General features: G+C 63.7%; 10 protein-coding genes. 1 reads left to right on the top strand and 9 read right to left on the bottom strand.

Annotation, left to right across the window (positions count from 1 at the left end; all coding sequences use genetic code 11):
• Positions 1–57 precede the first annotated feature (57 nt).
• Genes dpdD through dpdE form a run of 8 tightly spaced genes read right to left on the bottom strand, consistent with a single transcriptional unit; the run spans position 58 to position 17,634 of the window.
• Positions 58–2,076 (bottom strand): protein DpdD, encoded by a 2,019-nt coding sequence (gene dpdD / locus AVL59_RS32185; RefSeq protein WP_067311613.1) that lies wholly within the window; start codon positions 2,074–2,076, stop codon positions 58–60.
• On the bottom strand, positions 2,073–2,594 hold the full coding sequence (dpdK, locus tag AVL59_RS32180; RefSeq protein WP_237281748.1) for a phospholipase D-like domain-containing protein DpdK: 522 nt from the start codon (positions 2,592–2,594) through the stop codon (positions 2,073–2,075). The genes dpdD and dpdK overlap by 4 nt, the downstream gene beginning before the upstream one ends.
• Entirely contained in the window at positions 2,591–7,096 is a 4,506-nt protein-coding gene (gene dpdJ / locus AVL59_RS32175; protein WP_067311611.1) for a protein DpdJ, read from the bottom strand. Before dpdJ ends, dpdK begins: the two co-directional genes overlap by 4 nt.
• Positions 7,093–7,782 carry a hypothetical protein gene (locus tag AVL59_RS52745; RefSeq protein ID WP_159400154.1) on the bottom strand — a complete coding sequence of 230 codons (690 nt, stop codon included), beginning with the start codon at positions 7,780–7,782 and terminating at the stop codon, positions 7,093–7,095. The genes dpdJ and AVL59_RS52745 overlap by 4 nt, the downstream gene beginning before the upstream one ends.
• Positions 7,779–10,850 carry a protein DpdH gene (gene dpdH / locus AVL59_RS32165; protein WP_067311602.1) on the bottom strand — a complete coding sequence of 1,024 codons (3,072 nt, stop codon included), beginning with the start codon at positions 10,848–10,850 and terminating at the stop codon, positions 7,779–7,781. Before dpdH ends, AVL59_RS52745 begins: the two co-directional genes overlap by 4 nt.
• Entirely contained in the window at positions 10,843–11,754 is a 912-nt protein-coding gene (gene dpdG, locus AVL59_RS32160) for a protein DpdG (protein ID WP_067311599.1), read from the bottom strand. Before dpdG ends, dpdH begins: the two co-directional genes overlap by 8 nt.
• Entirely contained in the window at positions 11,754–14,357 is a 2,604-nt protein-coding gene (dpdF, locus tag AVL59_RS32155) for a protein DpdF (RefSeq protein ID WP_067311596.1), read from the bottom strand. The genes dpdG and dpdF overlap by 1 nt, the downstream gene beginning before the upstream one ends.
• On the bottom strand, positions 14,350–17,634 hold the full coding sequence (gene dpdE / locus AVL59_RS32150; protein WP_208870477.1) for a protein DpdE: 3,285 nt from the start codon (positions 17,632–17,634) through the stop codon (positions 14,350–14,352). Before dpdE ends, dpdF begins: the two co-directional genes overlap by 8 nt.
• 553 nt (positions 17,635–18,187) lie before the next feature.
• Here dpdE and AVL59_RS32145 point away from each other — a divergent pair.
• Entirely contained in the window at positions 18,188–18,703 is a 516-nt protein-coding gene (locus AVL59_RS32145) for a VUT family protein (protein WP_067311595.1), read from the top strand.
• On the opposite strand, the gene AVL59_RS32140 is transcribed toward AVL59_RS32145, so the two are convergent.
• Entirely contained in the window at positions 18,671–20,422 is a 1,752-nt protein-coding gene (locus tag AVL59_RS32140) for a hypothetical protein (protein ID WP_159400153.1), read from the bottom strand. The genes AVL59_RS32145 and AVL59_RS32140 overlap by 33 nt on opposite strands.
• Positions 20,423–20,532 lie beyond the last annotated feature (110 nt).

Genomic DNA, 20,532 nt, shown 5'->3' with positions numbered 1-20,532 from the left:
CCCGACGGCACTCCTCGATGGCGGCCGCCCCACCTTTGTGGGGCGGCCGCCGCTCTACTATGCCTCTGCTGTCGCGAGGCGGAGCGTGTCGATGGCGGCACGCAGGAGCGATGCGGAGCCACTTCCGTTCGCGTATCCAACATGCTTGGTGGTCTTGTTCTGGTCAATGAAGCCTGTGGCCGCGTGCTTCGCGCAGCGCGTTGCCACAACGATCACATCCGCGCTGCGGGTCTTCTGCCGCAGCTGCGGCGTGCCCACGTGGTCGTAGGCAGTCAAGACCTTCACGGCCGGAGCGAGACGCTTCAGTTCCTCCGTGCAACGAGTGAGCACTGCCTCATCTAGCGAGTAGAGCAGCAGCGTCGCCGACGGGAATTCGACTCCTTGGCCCGCTCCGCCTTCCTCGTCAGCAGCAGCCCAAGAGAAGTCGATGCCCAGGTCGTCGGAGAGCCGGCGTGCGAAGGCCAGGTCCGCCTCATTGAGACGGCGACTGTGCGCTGACAGGGGCCCGAGCAGTTGGGAGCACAGGCTTGTACGAGCCTCCGGCTCAGGACAGGCTGCGAGGAACAAGCGGTCAACGAAGTCCAGGACGACCGAGGCCCGTTCAGGGGCGACCCACCGTTCCGTTTCTGAACCGATGTCCTTGAGGATCTCCCTGTACCGCTCGGCAGAGGGAGCAGCACGAAGGGCGATCTCCATCAGCGCCTGCAAGGCTGCCAAGTCGCCAGGGCTGTAGCGGCTGAATAGCACTGCGTTGCGGATGAATGCGTGGGCGCATTCGGGTGCGGGGTCGTCGTAGCCCACGGCATCGATGAACGAGCCCACTGCCCGCCATAGTTCTCGCGCAGCACCGTCGCTCAACCCGTCCAGGAACTCAGCGAGGTTCCCATCGTGCTCTGCAGGAGTGGGCCACAGGGCCCACTGCTCCTCATCCAGTGCGTCCTTCGCCGCGCTGTCGCCCTCGGCGAGCGCGAAAAACAGGGCTGGCCAATCGTTGATCGGAGTGGCCGTGTCTGCCGACTCCGCGGGTTGCGCGACTGTGGAGGCATCGAGGTCGTCCGAAGCCTGCGCAATAAGCGCATTGCCCTCGTTCAACACAAGCGTGGGGATCTCGGGAGTTTGGTCAAGGTCCTCAGCAGCCGTCACGAACCGGCGCGCGGCCTCTGCGTTCTTGAGGATCACGCAAGCCAGGAGGAGCACCGTCATGGCCTGCGGTCCATACGACCGCGGGTCGCCTGCTAGCAGCTCGGGGACGGCCCTGCCGTGGGTGATGAGGTTGGACTTGGCCGCCTCCAGATTCCGAGCCGCAAGTGGCTCCTCCAGAGCAACGGTGTACACGGCGTTCAGGATTGCTGCCTTCACCGGCGCAGGAGGATCTTGCCGAGCCACGTCCTGGAGTGCCGGGAACTCCAGCACCTTGGTACTCGCTCCGAGACGGTCAAGCCTCTTGAGCTTGAGATGCGCGAGATTCGTCGCAGTAAGCCCGCCCGCGGCAGCGAGTTGCTCAAGGAGGTCAAGCGACGCCGCTTCGCCGCCGGCCGCCAGAGCCGCGTCGAACTCGGCGATGAGACGCCCGACCGGCTTTACTACGCGCCATAGCCTTGGCGGACGCCTCACGTAGGTCTGCTGCATCAGTAGCAGAGCATCAGTCAGGCCCTGCCGGTACTTGTCGCTCTCCCCGGTTGTCAGCCGGAAAGTGGAACGTTCGCCGGCCAGGTCGATGACGGCGCGTTCCACGGGATCGTCCCGGTTGAGGAGAGTAGGACGAAGGCCACCGCGCTCCATGTTGCAGTAAATGTACGTAGGCCCGGCAAATGCCTCAATGAGTTCAGCTGTCTTGCCGACATCTGCTGGGTCACGCACGATGGCGTACATCGAGTACGACTGGTTTTCAGCGACCCAACGAGGGAGAACGATGGGCGCGTCGTTATCGCCCAACGCGATCTTGACGAAGGGCTCGGTGCGCGCCGTCCACGAGTGCTTGGGGTCCATCTTGGGCCACGCGTCGTTACCCTCGCCGAAGAACCTGTGCAGGAACGCCTGGATACGATCAGTGGTCCAGGACGTGGTCTGGTTCATTCTCCGTTCCCCCACCGCTCGGCCAGGTCAATGCGTGCTTGGGCGGCAGCGTCGCTGCCTGCCCGGTAAGTGATCTTCTCGTCGTTTCGGGCCATGCCTCGGATCGTGAAGTTCATCGATCCGCTCAGCATCCAGTCATTCCCGCACAGCGTCTTCTCATGGATATCCGGGTCGCGGACGATGTGAAGCTTCCTTCCTGATGCCGCCTTCGTCAGGCGGCGCAGGAAGTCCTCGTTGTGGGGATCATCGCGGGTCACGACGTGTACCTGTGCGCCACCATGGGCGATGCGGGCCACGGCGTCCGAGAGTCGGCACCCCGCCGGAGGGGTGTCTCCAAAGAGTGCGTCGTAGGCGCCGTGGCTGTTGTCGAGGACCTGGACGTCGGTGATCCATGCGGACACCAACCACAGGTGGTCGCTGGGTGCTACGAACTCCGCGATCAGCGCCGCGGACAGCATGGTGTCAACGCGAATCGCGGTGTGCTGCCCAGTGCGGAGGGTTCGTTCCTGGGACTTCACTGGGCTGCCTCCCTCAATTCGACCCTGACTCGAATCTCGTTCTGGTGGCGGACCACGCCGCAGATTTCTCCGTAGACGCGCAGCACATCCCGGTCGATGGGCGTGACCGGAACCTGCTTCAAGGCCTGGGCCAGCAGAGCGGCGTCTCCCGCTGGACAGACCAGCTCGACAGCCGAGGTTGCGGTCAATTGCTGCCGGTAGGCGTTATCCCAGGTGGGCTTGGTCACGTCGATCACCGGTACACGGTCATCGTGTGCCGCTTGGACCAGCAGACGCTCGAGGACGGGGTCGTCAGCGTATGGCTGGTAGTGCTTCAAATCTTGAGTGCGGGCCTGATGGCCACGAGGCCACAGAAGACTGAAGACCTGGTCTGCGGTCAGGGACCGGGCCCCTTCCAACTGGAGCTTGCCGGATCCCACTGCGTATGCGATCACGCGAGCGTCGACCTCGACCCGGAGACGTTGCTCCAACTCCGTCCATACGTCGACAAGGACGAGAGCGGTGACGTCAGTATCGGGCCCGGACCCCGGGCGCAGAAGCCGCGTGGACAGGGCAGCAACGGCTGCATGCCGAGGCGGGCCGTCGAGCCGTGCCCAGGCCTCGCGAAGGACGCCCAGAGCGTCCTCGGCTTCTTTGGCGGAACTGCCGGCCCGGAGTGTCGCCATTGCCTGGGCAGCTGTTCCGCTGGGTTCGTCGATGACGTGCCGGAGGAACCGGGTCAGCGTGGCGTCGACGTACTCATATTCGCTTGGCGCGAGGCTACTCGTCACAAGCCCCCAGAATTGCCGGGGATCCTTCGAGTAAAAGTCGACCAACTGCTCGACGATCCCCAACCCACCCACGGATGTCTCGCTGAGCCACACCTCGGTGAGCGAGTCCTCTCCCTCCCCGGGAAGGGTGTCAACGATGAGATCGCCGTCCTGTGCGTTCGGGCACGCGCGTTGAGCAGCAGCGAGAATCGCAGCCGCCATCGTGTCGCGGTATGTGCGCCGGGCGAGCGGGCTGGTCTCGGCTGAAATGTCCTCTGCTACCAGCAGCTCTGCTGCCCTGTCCAGGGCTGTGATGACCGTGCTGTTGGCGACGAGCTTGATCAACTCTGACACGAGTCGATCACCGTCGACCTGCTGCTCCGTCACGTCGGAGTCACGGTAGAGCACTTGGAAGATCTTGGAGAGATCGTGAGTCCAGGAACCGTTCTTCAGCAGCGCACGGACTTCAGCGTTCGTGCGGCTCCCGTCGAGTCCGGCCAGAGTGAACGCGGTCAGATAGATCTGGGCCAGGCGCTCCCGCTGGAAGCTGTCGGAGATCTCGGACAAGGCCGGATCGTCCTGAACCGTGTGCAAGAAGGCCAGCGAGCGCCACTGAGGCGTAGTGAGGTACTCCGTGACAGCCGGATCGTCGAGGTTGAGCGGCTTGAGCACGAAGCGGATAGCATCGACGCCCAAGGCGAATCCGAGAGCGGCAGGTCGGCCCCGGAGTTCGTACCGAACAGTGCGGGCTTGGCTGTTCTGGCGTTCCCGGCGGACGTTGCACTCAGCGCCGAACGTCATGCGGCGCACTTGTACAGGGTTGCCGGCCGCGTGAGTCGCAAAGCTGACCGTGTCAATGCGACGTTGCCAGGGGGACGGCTTCGGCACGATCCCCTCACTGAGGGGTGCGTCGTCCTCCACTACGATCTGGGTGCCCCACTGCGGCTGTCCGTGGGACTGGTCCACGATGTCGGGATCGGGTTGGGAAAGCGCGAGACTCAAGGGGCGGACGACTTCGAAGTTGGCGCCATCGTGTCCATGAGGCTGCCAGGTTCCCTCCAGCCTGCCCTCGGTGACGATTTCCCTCAGGTTGAGCACGTGGCCGTCCTCGTCGGGGATGGGGAGCCACGTGCGGTGAGTGTCGTCCAGGTACCCGAAACGTCGGCTGACCCGTCCCGGCACGGCTTCAGTCAGCGCCTTACCGATGGGCATGTGCTCGATGGATCCATCCCCATTGTCGAAGGGGAGCTCCAGATCGACCTCAGGAAGGTTCAGCGGCTCGAACAGGGTGCGGGTGATGAACTCGGGCAGCATGGCCTTCTTGCCCATGCCGGGGTCGTTTACAAGAGGTTCCCAACGGGAGCGGAGCCGGCGAAGAGCCGTGGGCACGACGGCCATGAGGAGGGAGCGAGGCTGTTCCCACAACACGGCCTGTGCGTCGTCGACGCTGATCTTCAACGCCTTGACGAGGTGTCGTGCAAACTCGTCCTGGACACGCTCCTCGGTCAGCAGTTGATGCAAGATCTTGATCAGTCCGAGGCGCTCGTTCTCGTACTCGGACAAGATCCGCGGGTCATCAGGGGTTGTCAGGAGCTTCCGCACGTCGCCCCGCCCGACCTGGGCACGCATCCTGCGCCCGGCCCAGTCAAGAAGAGCCTGGGCTCCCTGGATCTTGAGGACGTACCGGTTCTTGAGCGGCAAGGTCGTGGCAGCGACCTCCGGAGCAAAGAGCGTTTCGTAGCCCTGGTAGGCCAGGCGATCGCGGCCGTAGTCCGACAAGGTCACGATGGTCAGTGGCCGAGTCCCGCGCTCTCGGCCAGCGCGGCCGCGGCGCTGGATGAACGAAGCAGCATTCCGCGGTGCCTTGTGCTGAAGGACGAGACCAACGCGGGGATCGTTGAAGCCCACTTCCAACGATGCCGTAGCGATGGTGAGGTTCGCATTGCGGTTCACCCCCGCGTCCTGGGATGAGGTCCGCCCGATGATCAAGGGATGCATCCGGAGATCGGGGTCGAGTTCATGACCGATCCGCTCGACGAGTTCCCAGTTCTGTCCCTCGAGGTAGCGAGGCCCGGGCTCAGGGCGCGCACGTGACCGCAACCCGGCCAGCACGTCACCCCGGCGATTCGTGCGCCCCTGGTGGTTCTGGTCGCCCTCGGCGTCGCGGAGGTACTTGTAGAAGCGGTTGGTGACGTCCAGGGCATCCGTGAATAGGAACCCGGTCGAGCCGTAGAGGAAGGCGTCGTCACCGTTGTCGAGTACGCGGCCCCAGAGCATCGCAGTCTGGATCGACGTGGACAGGAGACTGGCTCCCGAGACTGGGTCGCCTCGCAGCGCGAGCGCGTACTCGCGGCCTTCCCGCACCATGGTGGCATCGTCGGGTGCGATGGGGTCCACGTCACTCTCGCGCAGGCCGACCAACTGTGCGAAGAACTGGTTCGCGTCGCGCAGTGTGGCGCTGAGGCCCACGAAAGTTACGGGTTTACCTACTGCGTCCCTCCATCTGCGTAGGAGGTAGGCGACCTGCGCCCCGTGCACTCCCGAGTAGGTGTGCACCTCATCGAGGAGCATCAGGGACGGCACGCTTCCCCCGCGCCAGCCCAGGAGGCTATCGAGGTAGCCGTCGGCGCTGCAGTTGTTCAGCATCTCCGTAGTGGTGAACAACAGGTGCGGCGGGTTCTTCTTCAGGGACTCGCGAGTCAGGGCGAGTTGGCCGTGCGGGATTTCGTCCCCGCAGCGTCGGCATATGAGGCGTTCAACGCGTTCAGCGCGGTCCCTGTCGGACCAAATCAACTCGCCGTCTTCACACTCAGGGCTGGGACAGGGAAGGAAGGGACACACGGCGCCGTCCCCTACACGTGCCCAACGGCCGGAACCTCGTCCGGGCTGAAGTCGCCAGTCGTCGGCGTGATTCGGGGTGCCTCCGTAGAGTGCGCCGAGACGGAGAGGCCTCTTCCCCTGGCTGACGAGCGCGCTCTGAACGCTGCGAGCATTGACGATCGCATCGCGCAACTGATCCCGCAGCAACTCAGTTCGCGGATACAGAGCCAGAGTGTGGATCCTGTTCTGGACCCTGTTGGTCGCGTGCTCCGCTATGGCTGCGAAGGCGGGCAGGTAGAAGGACAACGTCTTTCCACTACCGGTGCCGGCGCTGACAATGATGCCCTTGGAACGGTTTTGGCCCTGGAGTGAGGAGAAGACAGCTTGCGTTGCCTCCAACTGAAAACGGGCGAGGTTCTTGCCGCCCAGTTGGTCCTGGGCGACGCGGTCTTGGAGATCGCCCCAACCGGGAAGGGCGCGCAGTTCCTTGAGTGCTTGGGAGCCCGGAATATCTCGATCAGGGTAACGGCGATAGCGAACGTGGAGGCGGTAGTCAGCAACGAGTCGCTTCCCTTGCCGCCACCATCCGTTGGGGGTGTCGTCTGCCCAGTCTCCGCGAGGGCGGAAGAGTTGGCGCAGTCCGGCGGTCAAGCGCAGAGCTTCGGCAAAACGAGTGCGGTAGCGGATTGATCCGTCGCTAGGCCAGGGCACCTTGAAGAGCAGCGCGCGGCCCTGCATCTCGCGAAGGATCTCGACGGCTGATAGTGCTGGCGGATTGTCGCATTCGTCGAGGAACTGCTCGATGCAGTTGAGGACGTCATCCTCTGAGAGCGCGCCTTCCGTCATGCCCCACATGAGGAGGGGCAACTCAAGGTTTTCAAGTTCGTTCAGGAGTTCGTTGGCGAACTTTCGGCCTACTGTGCTCTGGTTCACGAACCCTTCCTCTTCAGGGTGATGTGGGCGTCCATCCGGCATTCGCGAAGGAGTGCTATCTCTTCGTCTGTGACGTCGCTTAGCGTCAGGCCAGGTTGCTCGCGTAGCCGATTTAGCAGGTCGAGGAGTGCTTCCGGCGGATCTTGAGCGTCTTGAAGGAGTTCCGCTAGGCCGGCGTACGTGGTCGCGAATGTGGTGATGGCTTCTTTAGAAGCCTTACCCCTGGCGATTCGCTCCAGTTCGAGTTGTCGCTTGGAAGCCTGCTTCTCCGCTTCGAGTTCGACGAGCATCGAGATTCGCGCAAGGGGCAGTTCCGCGAGAAGTTGCTCAGTCCAGGCTGACCAAGCGGCTTGATTTTCTTCCGCGAGACGATCGGTTACTGCCTGTGTCTTCTTCTTCGCCGTGTTGAACACCTGGTTGGAAGGGAGTCCGCTGGGCCCCAGACTGCGTTCGAATCCAGCTCTGCCGTCATCGATGCCGGACAAGTCAATGTCGAGTCCCGCGCCACGGGACTGTAGGGCCTGCGTGACGGCCAGCTGCGAGCGAAGCTGGTTGAGCTGAGAACGGAGTTCCAGCAGCCGGCTTGATACACGAGTGGCTTGTCGCTGAGAGTCCTCGCCATCTGCGATGCGGGAAGCGTGATCCTCAAGCAGCTTTGCCTTCTCGTACACAGACATCTGAGTCACGACTGATCAGCCCCTTCAACTGCCAGGGAACGCCATTCGGCAATGAGTTCTTGCACGCCCACGGCTGCACTCTTTGCAGCCGACGAACTCGCCCGCAGCTCGGCACCCTTCAGCGCCTCATCAAGCCATTCGTCAGCGACACAAAGCAGATTCCGGATAACTTCGATGGAGGCTCCGCGGTCCTGGGCGGCCGTGCGGATGCGCGCAGTCAGACGCGCCGCCTCGGGGCGATCGTCGTCGAAGCACCGACTCAGGTCATCCTCCAGAGTGGAGATCGTGGTCCACTCCACAGCACCTGCCTGCTCGAGGAGAGCATCGAGTTCACCTGCTCGTTGGGCGGACAGCGACAGACTGACCTCTCTTGCCCTGTCGACGGCAGTTCTGATGCTGGCCAGGGTGTGATTCCCCGGGGTGCTGCGGGGTTGCCGCATTCGGATGTCGCTCAGCCAGCCCTTGAGCATCGTGACTTGCCCGTCGATCAGCGCGGACCATGACGCGAATGGTTTGACTGCGGGCTTCACCCACTCGGGGATGCTGCCCGCCGGCGTTTCCCACGCCCAGGTGGCTGTTGCCTCTTCCAGCAGAGGGACTGCCCGGGCTGCATCGATCATGCCCACGGCTCCTCTGCTTCCCTGCGAGATGCCGATACCAGCACGGATACGCTTCACCAGGGCGCTTCGGGCCGCCAGGTGCTGGTTGAGGGCGGCGGTCCACCGGTCCGGCCTCGACATTACGCCGGTACCTTCCCAAGCGTCGCCGTCGTCCACCGCTGCCGCGAGGAGTTCTTCGATACTCATGCCAGGCCAGCACCGGCCAGCAAGAACCGCTCCTAGTACGGATGCCCGTAGGCCGAGGACAAGGCCGTCGTCAGTGACCTCCAAGTTGCGTTGAACTCGGGACGCCAGCGAACCCGCGTGCCGCTCGGCCAGGGTCGCGAGCCTGCGGATGTCCTCACCGCGTACTTGGTCCAACCCGTACTGCGCACGGATCAAGCTCTGGAAGAACCTGCTGTTCGTCGCACTCCGCTTGAACTGGATCGGCGCGCTATCGGCACCTGTAATGCCTGCGACAGCAGAGCCTTCGATGCTGACGACGGTGGCGTTGTTGGGCCAGCCCTTCTCCTTCACGTTGCTCTGCGCCTGCATGAGCGGCGCGTTCCAGCGGTACCGCTCGGCTACCGCCGTGGCGATGACAGTGCGGATGGCTCGGGCGTGATCCTGCTTAAGGTCGTCGCCGCGGGTCACCCACTCCTCGATGTTCTGAAGGCTCCGCTGAACGGACGGCGGATAAGTCTTCTCTTCCGTCTTGGCAGTGCCCGGCGAGGCGCTGGGTTGGGGGGAAGGCTCAGCTTCGCGCCGTGGCTGCCTCAGAGGGGTTTGGGCTCCGGCAGCCATCGGGCTGAGAGCAAAGGCCTCCATCACCGTGGGATCGATCTCGATGCCCTGAGCAGCCGCATCGCCCCAGAACTCAAGGATCAGCTTCCGGCGTGTACCGGCCACCTGATCGTTGGTATCAATGAACGATCGCACGGTTGTGTCAAGCGTCGTGTCAATGTCAGCGGTAGGGAAGCTTTCGGAGAAGGCCTCATCGGGAAACTCCCCACGCCGCAGCGATCCAGCGTGCTCAATGAGAATGGGTCGCACCACACTTCCGAGCACCGTTCGGGGGACGAACCCCCACGGTTCATCCTTCGAAGCGGTGGAGTGGACCATGCGAGTCAGGGCTGAGCGGTTGAAGGGGTAGAGCCCGAATCCATCCGCTGATGCTCCAAACGCGTCGTGGCAACGCGGCTGCAGGGGGCAGGCATCACACGCGTTCGGCGGCTCGGCACCGCCTACCTGCTCCAATCGATCCTTGCCGATGCGCGCGGCGTTGAGGTAGCGGCCAACGAATGAAGCGATGGCTTCTTCGCCGGTGTCTTCTTCGCTGAAGGGCACATCGAGGTCATACGCGTAGCCCAGGTTTGCTTGTACACGGGTGAGGGCGGTCTCTGGCAGGTCACGGAAGTAGCCAGTCGTTACCGCCATAAGGGTGCGGATGGGGGCTAGCCGTGTCGCCCCCTCACGGTGAGCGGCTTCGACAAGAGCATCCAGCAGGTCTTTCTGTACGCCCTGAATGAGAGCAAAGTCTTCGATGAGGAGAATGATCTCTTTGCCCTGTCGGTGGTACTCCTCGCGGACAAGGGTCATCGCTTCCAGCAAGCGGCCCATGCCGAGGTTGAAGCTGCGATTGATCGCAGTCTCCAAGTGCTCGTTCAGGAGGTCAATCGCGATCTCCTGGAGTTCGGCCTTGGCGCTGAGAACCTGTACCCACTTCTTGGCCAGTGCGGAAGCCTTACTGACATCTGTGATGTCTAGCGGCAGATCATCAACTGTGAACTTCGGCGGGCGATCTTTGTCACCCTTGGTGCGGTCTCGTAGGAGGTACGTGGCCAGTTGTGGAACAAACTTCGCGGGCTGGAGCATGAATTCGCTGACGTGCGGATCGTCAAGGAGTGCTCCGAGACCATGAGGGCCGAAGAGTTGCCGCGCCGGCCCCGAGACACCGCGGCCGGTCTCGGCTACGAGAGTCTCGTTGAGGGAGTGGATCAGCCGCCGAGCCAGCACTGATGCGTCGATGTCAGCGGTAAATTTGTCGATCTCCGCTTTGAGTTGCTTCAGTTCGTCACTGTCTGCCTTGGCGATCAGGCTTTGCACCACTGCCTTGAGACTTGTTCTGTGCTTCTCAAGGTAGATGATCTCGCGATCACGGCGCCCGTCGTCGACCAGTTCAAGGTGCTCGCGGACCCATCGGACGAGGTGAGACTTTCCCGACCCGGACTCGCCCACGATAGGCATAAGGAGTGCGCCGCTGTTGGACTCATGATTCAGGAAGTCATGAAGAACCGTCCGCTCGTCGACCGGCTGTCCCTCAAGCACCAGTTGCCGGCCGTCGAGCCGTGCACGTTGGATGCGCAACGGTGCATGAGTGGCCCGAAAAACGGCAGGAGAAGGGGAGATCGCCTCCACGCTGATGGTGTTGGCGGCTGTTGCGGGATCCCAGCAGACCTTTCCGCGAAAGTCAGGCATTCGGGGCCTCCTGGATCGTGATGTCGCTTACGTAGCGCGGACTCGAAGGCTGCTCTGGATCGGTCACCTGCAACACCAATGCGGCATCGGAATCGAGTTCCATGCGCAGCCAGCCCTCGTCGTTGCCGCGGAGCAGTGCAAAGGAGAGAGCAGAGCCCGCCACGCGGTCACCAGGGTTGGGCAGGTGGAGCGTCAGGGAGTATTGGCCGCCAGCAAGCACCGGCAAGTGCTCGCGGACGCTTCGGACGGCTGTCACCGCATTCACCTGTCGGCCCGGCTCCCACAGGGACTGCATGACGTATCTGACTGCGGCGGTGCAGTCGGGTACCAATCGAGTTCCGGGTCCGCCGGAAAGGAGTGGCCGTGCTGCAAGCCCCAGCGCCGAGGCCCAGTCGCAGAACGGTCGCCATCGTTCGGCGTTTACGACAGCCGGTCCCGCCTCGGACTTGAGCGGGGTTTCCTTCATAAGGTCCTGCGCCTGGTCCCAGTCCACAGCAGGGCCCATGGGATCTAGCGTGAGGAACCATGCCAGGGCACGCGTGAGGTCTCGGGATTCCCTCTGTTCATCGTTGTCCCCCAGACCACTGTTGCGCTCAGGTGCGAAGACGGCGCTGCGCAGCGCAGCCGCGAATGCGTCCCAGTCTTGGCCGTCGAGATGTTCAGCGGGTCCCATGAGCGTCAGCTCACCGGTGGATTCGGCGACGTGGAGCAGCCCGAGCTCCCGCAGCGTCTTGACGGCCTTGTTGAACATCTCCGACGCGTCTTTGTCACCGGATGAGAGGGTCGGTGGGCTCAGCAGAGCGCGGGCGCCGTTGAGTGGTACCGGCTTCTTCGAATGGGCCAGTAGACGGACGACTGCCCACATGGGGTCGGGGCGCGAGGCGTCCACGTTGATCAGGGCCATCAGAACGACTCCAACGCGGTCTGAACGGAGTAACTTTGAGCATGAAGAGCACCGAAGGCCAGGCCTGGGCGACTTGGATCCGGCGTACTTCGCGGGTGGATCAAGTAGGTCACATCTGGTGAGTCAAGCCGCGACCTGAGCACCCGGTCCATCGGTGACGGATCATCGTCCAGAACCCACACAATGGGGCCTTCGTAGAAGCGGAGCAGATCCGCGTCGGTGTCGCAGATGATCGGCCGCGGTGCCACATCCTCCTGAAGAGCTTCGGCTAGAGATGGGGTGATCCCTGGCCCACCAATCACATTCATGCCACGAAGGGCCAGCATCTCCAGCAGCCGAGGCACCTTGACCTGGCGGTCCGTCTCGGTCCCCCACCACAAACTGAGGCAGGACGCGGTGCCACGCATGCTTCGGAGTGGATCGTGGCTGGTCCGACTAGGAGCTGGAACCAGTGGATGAGGGTCTCCGGCCAGCTTGTAGAAGCCGTTCTCCTGCGGAAGGCCTGTCGTTCTGCAACTGGGGCAGCCTCGGCAATTCACCCCCGTCAGCAGCGGGGCACCGCCTTGCTGGACCCGGTAGTAGGTGCTGAGAACCTCGCCCGTGCATCGATCGCCGCGTAGCAGGGTGCGGAGATCGGCTAGGGCCTGTCGCTGCGCGGTGATTGAGCGCCGGCGCTCCGCTTCGAACCGACTCCGGAAGTGCTCCTCGTCGTTGGTCTGAGCGTCTTCGAGTGTTACGTCCACATGCGTGGATGCCACCTCGTAGAACCGGTCGAGGCGTTCCTGGAAGGCTGCGCGTGGTTCGTCGTCGTATCGCTGGGGCGGCTCAGGAACGTGGAGACCGATGAGCCCGGCGCGCAACATGAGGTTCAAGGTGCGGATGTTCCAGTCGCGGTTTGCCTCCGAGGTGTCGTGGACGTTGTCCGGGATGGAGTCGAGGTTGACGAGGTAGTGACGCTGACGTGGGTATGTCTTGTCCCTGAGCGTCCACATCCACCGCCACCTCGACCACGCTTTGTCTGCACCGATGATTGCTTGCCGATTGATGCCCTCGGCGACGGGCTCGTCCCTGGGGGCGGAGGCCAGGTAGGCCACCGACGGACGTCCGTCCCGGCCTGTGCGCCCTACCTCCTGGTAGTAGCGGTCGACGGTTTCGGGCAGGCAGGCGTGCACCACACTGCGGACGTCGGGTAGGTCTACGCCCAGGCCGAAGGCTGAAGTTCCTACGACGATGTCGTATCGGGTAGGCATAGGGCCCGAAGCGGACCGGCCGCTCCAGCCTTCCACTGCGCTTCGGCGTTCGTCGGGGCTGGAATAGCCAGCGACATCAGCTACTCGTGCGAAGCCGGCTGTGCGCAGGCGGTCGAGCCACGCCTTGGCGTCTTTCCGCTCTGTCACGTACAGAGCTAGTGGTTTCGGTAGACGGTCGATGGCACGAAGGATTGCCTCGGTGCGCTGCTCCTCGTCGGTGAAGGCATCAATGTAGTAGCTCGGTTCATGGCGCACCTGGGCGCCCCAAACGATCTCGGCCGGCTCGGGGTCTGCGAAGAGTTTCTCGAGCGTGGCTACTTGCTGCTCGGTGAGTGTGGCGCTCATGCAGACCGTCACGGGTGCACGTCCGGGTGGTGCTGCGCTCAGCCAGGTTCGACGGTGGACAGACATGGTTTGGAACTCAGGTCGGAACCCTTCGCCCCATTGCTCGACGAGGTGGGCCTCGTCAATGACGAAGTAATGAAGGTGACCTGCCTCGGCAGCATCTTCCAGTGCAGATTTAAGTCCGGAAACGAGAGATTCAGGGTTTGTAAAGACTATCCGCTGTTTACCTGCCCGGATATCTTCTCGTATTTGTTGCTTGAGGTTCTCGTCAAGGCCGCCGATGTAAGCGTAGCGACCGGAGGGACTTCGTCGTCCGCGGCTGGTCAGCAACTCCTGGGCGCGACGTTCCATGTCCAACGCGAGCACGACAGTCGGCACCACGACCAACGTGACACCGGTACGGTTACTTGCGAGTAGAGCCGGAGCCTGTACGAGGGCGGTCTTGCCGTGGCCGGTCGGCAAACAAGCGATGACAGTGCTGCCAGGCTCTGCGAGTGCCACAGCGCGCGCAGCTTGCCGCTGCCCGATTGACTTGTACTGGGCGTAATCGCTGCCGAGAGCGCGGATCCAAAAAGGGTCAGCCGGACACGGCTCCAACTCAAGGTGTGTTTGGAGGCTCTCCCCGAGGTGGACCTTCTCCAAGTCGTACGTGGCTGCTTCGTCAGCTTTCTGATCTTCCCCGCCAGGGTGCCACAGTCGGGCTGTGACCAAGACACGACGGCCGTCCGGGAGCGCATGGCAGTGCACCTGTTCCCACTGTTGTCGCGTGGGCAGCGGTGCTCCAGTTGGAACTGAAAGGCCAAAGGTGTTTCCGCTGGCCTGAGCTTCGAGAAGGATCTGCCGTGTCAGTGCTGCCACGTCACGCCACGAGGCCCTCTGTTCAGTCAGGCCGTCGAGGGCATCCTTGAGCCGTCGCAATGTGCCGCCGTATTCCGACTCCGACGGCGTCGGGACAACGAACGGCCAGGCGTCAAAGAGTTGCTGTGCCCCAATCCAACTGTCACGCACTTGCCTGGGCCCCCTTTCGCCCAGCGCGGAGAACGCAGGTTGCAGCCATGAGCCGTACGCTGGGCTGCATGAGGCCGTCGATGAGCAGGCCGGCGGTTTTCACGTCTGCCAGTTGGCTTTCGTCCTCACGCAGGAGGCGACCGGCAGCCCTGCGGGCCTCTGCCTGCGCCCGAGTCACGGCGAGTCGCCGGCGACCGCGTTCCTGGGCCTCGGCGCAGAGTGCCTTCAGGTCAGTGATGCGGAAGAGTTCGTCGCGTGCGACCTTCTCGGCGGTCTCAGCAGCATGACGGAACTCCGACCAGCCACCGAAGACGTCGATGAGAACACGAATCCGCTGGCCACTCAGGTTTTGGCATCCTCGGTTGTCGTAGGACTCGTTCAGCCATTCGAGCGCCGAGGCCAATGTCAGCGCCTCGGTGCTTCCAGCCCGCACCCACACTCTGCGCGTGAACGGCGGAAGGAGGAGATCGGCCTGGCGCTGCAACGCCCTTTTCACCTCTTTCCGGTTGGCCATCGCCTCTGCCGCCACGGAGGCGTCGGCCTCAACCAGGAAGTCGAAGCCGAAGTAGGGCTCCGGGTCACCCATGTGGCTGGGGTCCACGCGCTGGTAGGCAGTGGCCTGGCCACGTTCGTCGATGTCGCTCAACGCGGCGAGCGCGTCGATGAAGGGGTTGCCTAGGCGGAACAACCTTGTGCCAGGATCACGCAGAGCCCTGGACCGGTTGAACGTGCCCTGAGCCATGGCAGGATCCAGCGCCGCGGTCTGCGCCACGTAGAGCCGCGGCGGCACCTGCGGCCGTGACCCTACGAGGTCGAAGACGGTCTTGCCGGCTGTGCGCTCGTAGTGGCGGATGTTGATACCACCAGATCCTGCGCTCGTGTACCGGAAGACACCGCGCTGAATCTCCTTCCACTCCAGTTCTAGCCCCCTGAGGTTCTTGACCATGCTGTCCCGGCCATCGACATCGAGGTAGATGGCTTCGAGCATGTCCATCTTCTCGATTTGTTGGCGCGCTTCGCGGAGCTGATCTTGAACTCGTTGCTGGGCGGACGCGAGCCCGGACGGGCCATCTCGTAGGGCGTCGCTCCAGACAGCGTCGCGGCCTTCTGCGATGGCGTCCTGCAGTGTCGACACTGACCTCGAGAAGACCTCGTAGCCGTCACGCAACAGGTTCAGCCATGCCGTGCCAAGGGCTTCATCCTCGGCGCTTGCGCTGAGCACGTACTGGCTGGCTTTATCGAGTTGGCTGACGGACTCGCCGCTGGGATAACGGTCAACCCGTCCGATCCGTTGTTCGAGCTGGTTGGGATTCCACGGCAGGCGCATATGAACGACGGCACTCGCGGCCTGAAGGTTCAGCCCGTCCTCGGCGGTGTGGTCGGCGACAAGGACGGACGTCCCCGGCGCCGTACGCCACTTCGTGACCGCATCCTCGGAAGCTGCCGCTCCGGCTTGTGCGGTGTGATCCACAACACAGGCTGTACGAGACAACCGTCGTAGGTTCGCCGCGAGTTGGTGTGCCAGCACGCCCGCACCGCAGAAGACAACGATGCGTCCACCGCGATTCAGAGTGGGGACGAGGGCGTTGACCGTCGCCTTGAGCGGCTGGTTGCCCTCTGCTTCGTCGAGGTGCCTCTCTAGCTCGTCGAGTGCTTCCACCTCTGCAGGGATGAGAGGGGGCGCGGCGAGCATGGCCTGCTCCTGGGCACTGAGACCGGCTCGTTGCGCCGCCTCGCCATCGCCGCGGACTCGCCAGCGCAGGGCGTCGACGAAGTCGTCGAAGGGCCCGCCCGTCCTGGACATGAGGACGCCGAGGATGCGGGCGTACGCGGTGGTCTGATCTTCAAGCCCGGCATCGAGCAAGGAACTCGAGACGCCAATGCGCCACTCCGTAAGGGCGGTTTCGACCGCGTCGAAGGTGGATGGCAGAGTGATGACGTCCGAGAGTTTCCGCCCGCGGACAGCGTAGGGTTCGCCTTCCTCGGAATCGTCTTCTGGCCTCTCCACCTGGTCGCGCCGGTGTCGGATCACCCGGCGGTGGAGGCGGTACGTCTCACTGATGTGCCCCCGCAGCTCCTCTACGCGCAGGGAGAGTTCATCGGGTTCTACTTCATCGCGGAGGTCATCGTCCTCGGTGAGGCATTCGACGATCCGATCTGCAAGGTGCTCAAATCGAGGGTCACTGGGGAGGATCCGCCGGATGTCGTCGAGCGTGGACCTCAGCAGGAAGGTGAAGGTGGCGTCCAGGGCGTAGACGCTGTCGGCCAACTCGGCTCGTAGGGCATAGCGGTGCTCGAAAGCTTCGCGGTCGTCCCAGCTGTAGAGGTCGCGGTCGAGCAGGTGCAGCAGGCCGAGGTGAGTAGTGTAGTGCGAAGTCACGGGGGTCGCGGACAGGAGCAGGAGCTTCGGTGCGGAGTGAGCCAGGGCGGCTAGTTCCCGGTAGGGCGAGAGGCCCTCGTCGGCGTTGTGCACCAGGGCATGGGCTTCGTCCACGACGACAAGTGCACTGTTGTGGTACGCGGACCACTTCTCCGGCGTCTCGTGGGACGTGATCACAATCTGGGCTGCCGGAAAGTCGTCGACGAAGAACTTGTTGCGGAGCTCCTTGTCCCACTGGCGCCGCAGTGACTCGGGGGCAACGACCGCTATTCGTGCCTGCGGATCGTCCAGGAGTGTCTGCCGGATGACGAACCCAGCCTCGATGGTCTTCCCGAGGCCTACTTCGTCTGCGATGAGGTATCGCTGCACTGGGTCAGTGAGCACCGTCATGGCCGCGCGGATCTGGTGTGGGAAGACCTCGGCAGCCGAGGACAGCAGCGCAGCCATGTTCGCGCAAGCAGCCCGTTGGGCAACGAGGTCACGCAGGAAGGGAAGCCGAGCGTCGCGGAAGAACCCCGACTCGCCACCACCACTCGTGAGGACTTGGAGGGGATCGTGAACGGGGCGGTCCCAGCGCACTCGGAGATCGCACTCGTTCGCGCGCTCGTTCCACTTCTTGTTTGGGACCTGGATGAAGTATTCCGGGAGGTGCTCCCCCGTGACCCGGCCAGCGAGCCAATCTCCGGTGCTCGGTTCGCGCCAGTAGACCCGCGTTTCAGCTTCGAGTTTGGCACGCCAGCAACTCCTCGCCGGCACACGCTCAGAGTGGACGACCTCCTCGGCGACTGACTCGAAGAAGTCGACGCGCAGCATCTCGCCGTCCATGGCGCCAACCCGGCCGATGCCCGGGGCCCCCGTGAACTCGACGAGTTGTCCAACCGCGAAGCCCGAAGACATCCTTCTGCTCGCCCCCCACCTGCTGATTTAACAACTGGCACGAGCTTAAACGCATCCACTGACAACGCAGTCGACGGAGTAGATCGCGAATCCGTATGTATTTTCGATACTGGATAGTAGGTGCCCTTCGGCATCCCTCCGTGGTCGCCGCACACCGACCTATTCGGGACTAAAAGGACCTATCGGGTTGGCTCGCTAAATACGTCGCGCCACAAAATACGGCTGAAACTACGTCTTGCTCAGAGGTGACACCGCAGTCGCAGCGAGCCGGGCACAGCAACGATGCTCGCGCGGCCGCTGGGGAACGACCTCCGCCTGACCTGCGAGTGCATGCTCGAGGCGCGGTGCCAGGCGTGCCCGTACGCAGCCGACTCGTGCCGACCGGATGGGCATATGCCTCCGGCAGTGCACTCAATCCCAGACAGACTCTCCAAGATCAGGGGGCGGTGCCGATGTCAGTGGCTTGGGCTGTACTGTCTGGGCGTTCGCCTCGCTGTCCGTCCACGGCGTGGTATCGGCGCAACAACCTCATCACCGAGACAGAAAGAACACCGTGAACGTCCCTGCCCCTGCCGGTATCGCGACCCTCGTCGCCTACATCGCTACCATCCCGGCGGCCAACCTCGCCGTCACCCACTTCGGAGCAGTCCCCGTCGGCTTCGGCTACGCCGCCCCCGCAGGCGTCTACATGGTCGGCCTCGCCCTGGTCCTTCGAGACCTCGCTCGTGAATCCGCCGGCCGAGGAGCTGTCCTCGCGGCCATAGCCGTCGGAACCCTGGTGTCGTACTTCCTTTCCACCCCCGCGCTCGCTGTCGCTTCGGCTGCTGCCTTCGCGGTCGCCGAGACCATGGACTTCGTCGTCTATGAGCCTCTCCGTAAGCGCGGCCTGCTCGTTGCGATGCTCGTCTCGAACGCGGTTGGTCTACTCGCGGACAGCCTCCTCTTCCTCAAGATGGCCTTCGGATCCTTCCAGTACCTTCCTGGCCAGATCCTCGGCAAGGCGTGGATGACCCTCGCCGCTATCGCTGTCCTGGCGCTACTCCGACGTCGTAAGCACGCGACGGCCTGAGTCGCCCGTCCTTCCATCGCTCACGCGAGCCAGGATGCGGTGCACCTCTTCCTTCACCTCGGGAATGGGATACCCGGCTTCCTGAAGCATCCGGATCCCGGTCTCCAGCGACAGCACGCCCGCCGAGACGCCCCGGACGACGTCATCGAGGACTCCGGTGCGGTCAGCAGGAGTGTGGGGGCCGAAGACTAGTCGTGCTGGGAAGTGAGGACCGGTCGGCCATCCGGGCGCGTGGCCGGCCTGGTGCATGCGCTGCACCATCTTGAACAGCAGCGCGTACTTGTGAGCGCGGGCGAGCCGCATGGAACCCACGAGGGAGTCCAGCGGTCCGAGGGAAAGCTGAAGTGCGTAGCCGCTGGGCACGTCGGACGGGTCGACCGTGCCAAGACTCACGGCGGGGAGCCGAGCGTTGACCGCGGCCCGGTCGCGGATCTCCTCCACTCGAGCCCGGAGTTCAGCGAGCTGCCTTGAGGTGTCGAGTACGTCCATGCGGCCGCCGTCGGCGAGCTGGAAGACCGTTCCCGGCTCGACGGCGAGCGGTCGCGGCCGGCCGGTGACGCGGTCGACCTCCGCGCGAGCCCCGGCGAGACCGATGATCGGGGCGCCCGTGGTCGCGGATGCGCGAGCGGAGTCAGTGTCCGTCTCTGCCAACTCGTCCAGGGCCTGCATTACCTTCGCGAGACTGGACTGGCCGAAGTGCTCACCGTCGGACACCGTGTTCCCAATATGGATCAGAGGGAGGAAGTCGATCCGGAGATCCAGGCGGTGCAGCACCTCCCCGTCGGAGCGGGTACGGAAGTGGGCTTTGTCGAGGGGTAGGTCGTCGAGGCTCTGACCATGCCGCAGATCATCGAGGAACCATTCGGCATCGGTGAGGTAGCAGGTGATGCGGGACGGCGTATCCGGGGCCCACGGGTAGACGCGTTCTACCTGCCCGGTCTCGGGGATGAATCGATCACCGATCGCAAGCACCTGGTTTCCGGCGTCGTCGAGGACGAGCTGTCGGGTGCCACGACCGTCGTGGTCGGTGTGGCTCCGAGTGATAGGGGAGATCGGGCCGAGTTCGTACGTGATGCGGCGGACCCTTGCCCTCACGTTGCGGTTGGGGTCCTCGGGAATCTCCCAGGCCAGGTGGACACGGTTTGGGAAGTCACCCGGGTCGGCGTCATCTTCGAAGATCGGGAAGTAGAACCCGGGGTCGTGGCTCTTGAGACGTACTCGGCCCATGGCGGGGTCCCAGGCGAGGAGGTACAGCCCATCCCCGAGCAGGATGGCCTTGCGTTCCGTGGCCTGTATGCGCAGCGGCAGCAACTCTGCTTCCGCCCAGTCCCGCAGCCGCTGCTGCGCCTTCGCTGCTGCTACGGCTTCCGGAGTTGCATCGTCGTCGCGCGCGTGCTCGGCCCCTGGCACGATGATCTGCTGCGATGTCCCCAGCAGATGCGCGAGCGTCGTGTCCACGAACGTGGACGGATCGCCGAACTCCCGGCGCTCGGCTGCCTGCTCATTGCCTGCCAGCGCGGCGAGTTCGCCCGCCTGATTGGAGTCGTACGCCGCCAGCATCTTGTAGGCAGCCAGACGCCGCACTGCATCATCCGGGAGCCATGTTGCCTGCAGTTCGGGTGCGAGTACGCGATGGGGTCGACTGCCGTTCGTGCCGGCCATGATCGGCTTGTAGTTCAGCCACGACCACGCGTCGGTGATGAAGGTGCGCAGGCCCACAGAGACAGGTCCGTAACGTCCATCCCGCTCCCCTCCTCAGCGTAGGCGAGCGGACGATTCGCCTGTTCTCCCCGCAGTTGCGCTCTCCGGGCTCGACAATGAGCGGGTCC

Origin of the sequence: Streptomyces griseochromogenes (assembly GCF_001542625.1) — a bacterium.
GTDB lineage: Bacteria > Actinomycetota > Actinomycetes > Streptomycetales > Streptomycetaceae > Streptomyces > Streptomyces griseochromogenes.
This window is presented reverse-complemented; position numbering and strand designations above follow the sequence as displayed.

What these genes read in the sequence shown, in the direction of transcription:
- dpdD (WP_067311613.1), bottom strand. Translation starts at nt 2,076, where the DNA reads ATGAACCAGACCACGTCCTGGACCACTGATCGTATCCAGGCGTTCCTG.
- dpdH (WP_067311602.1), bottom strand. Translation starts at nt 10,850, where the DNA reads ATGCCTGACTTTCGCGGAAAGGTCTGCTGGGATCCCGCAACAGCCGCC.
- dpdG (WP_067311599.1), bottom strand. Translation starts at nt 11,754, where the DNA reads ATGGCCCTGATCAACGTGGACGCCTCGCGCCCCGACCCCATGTGGGCA.
- dpdE (WP_208870477.1), bottom strand. Translation starts at nt 17,634, where the DNA reads ATGTCTTCGGGCTTCGCGGTTGGACAACTCGTCGAGTTCACGGGGGCC.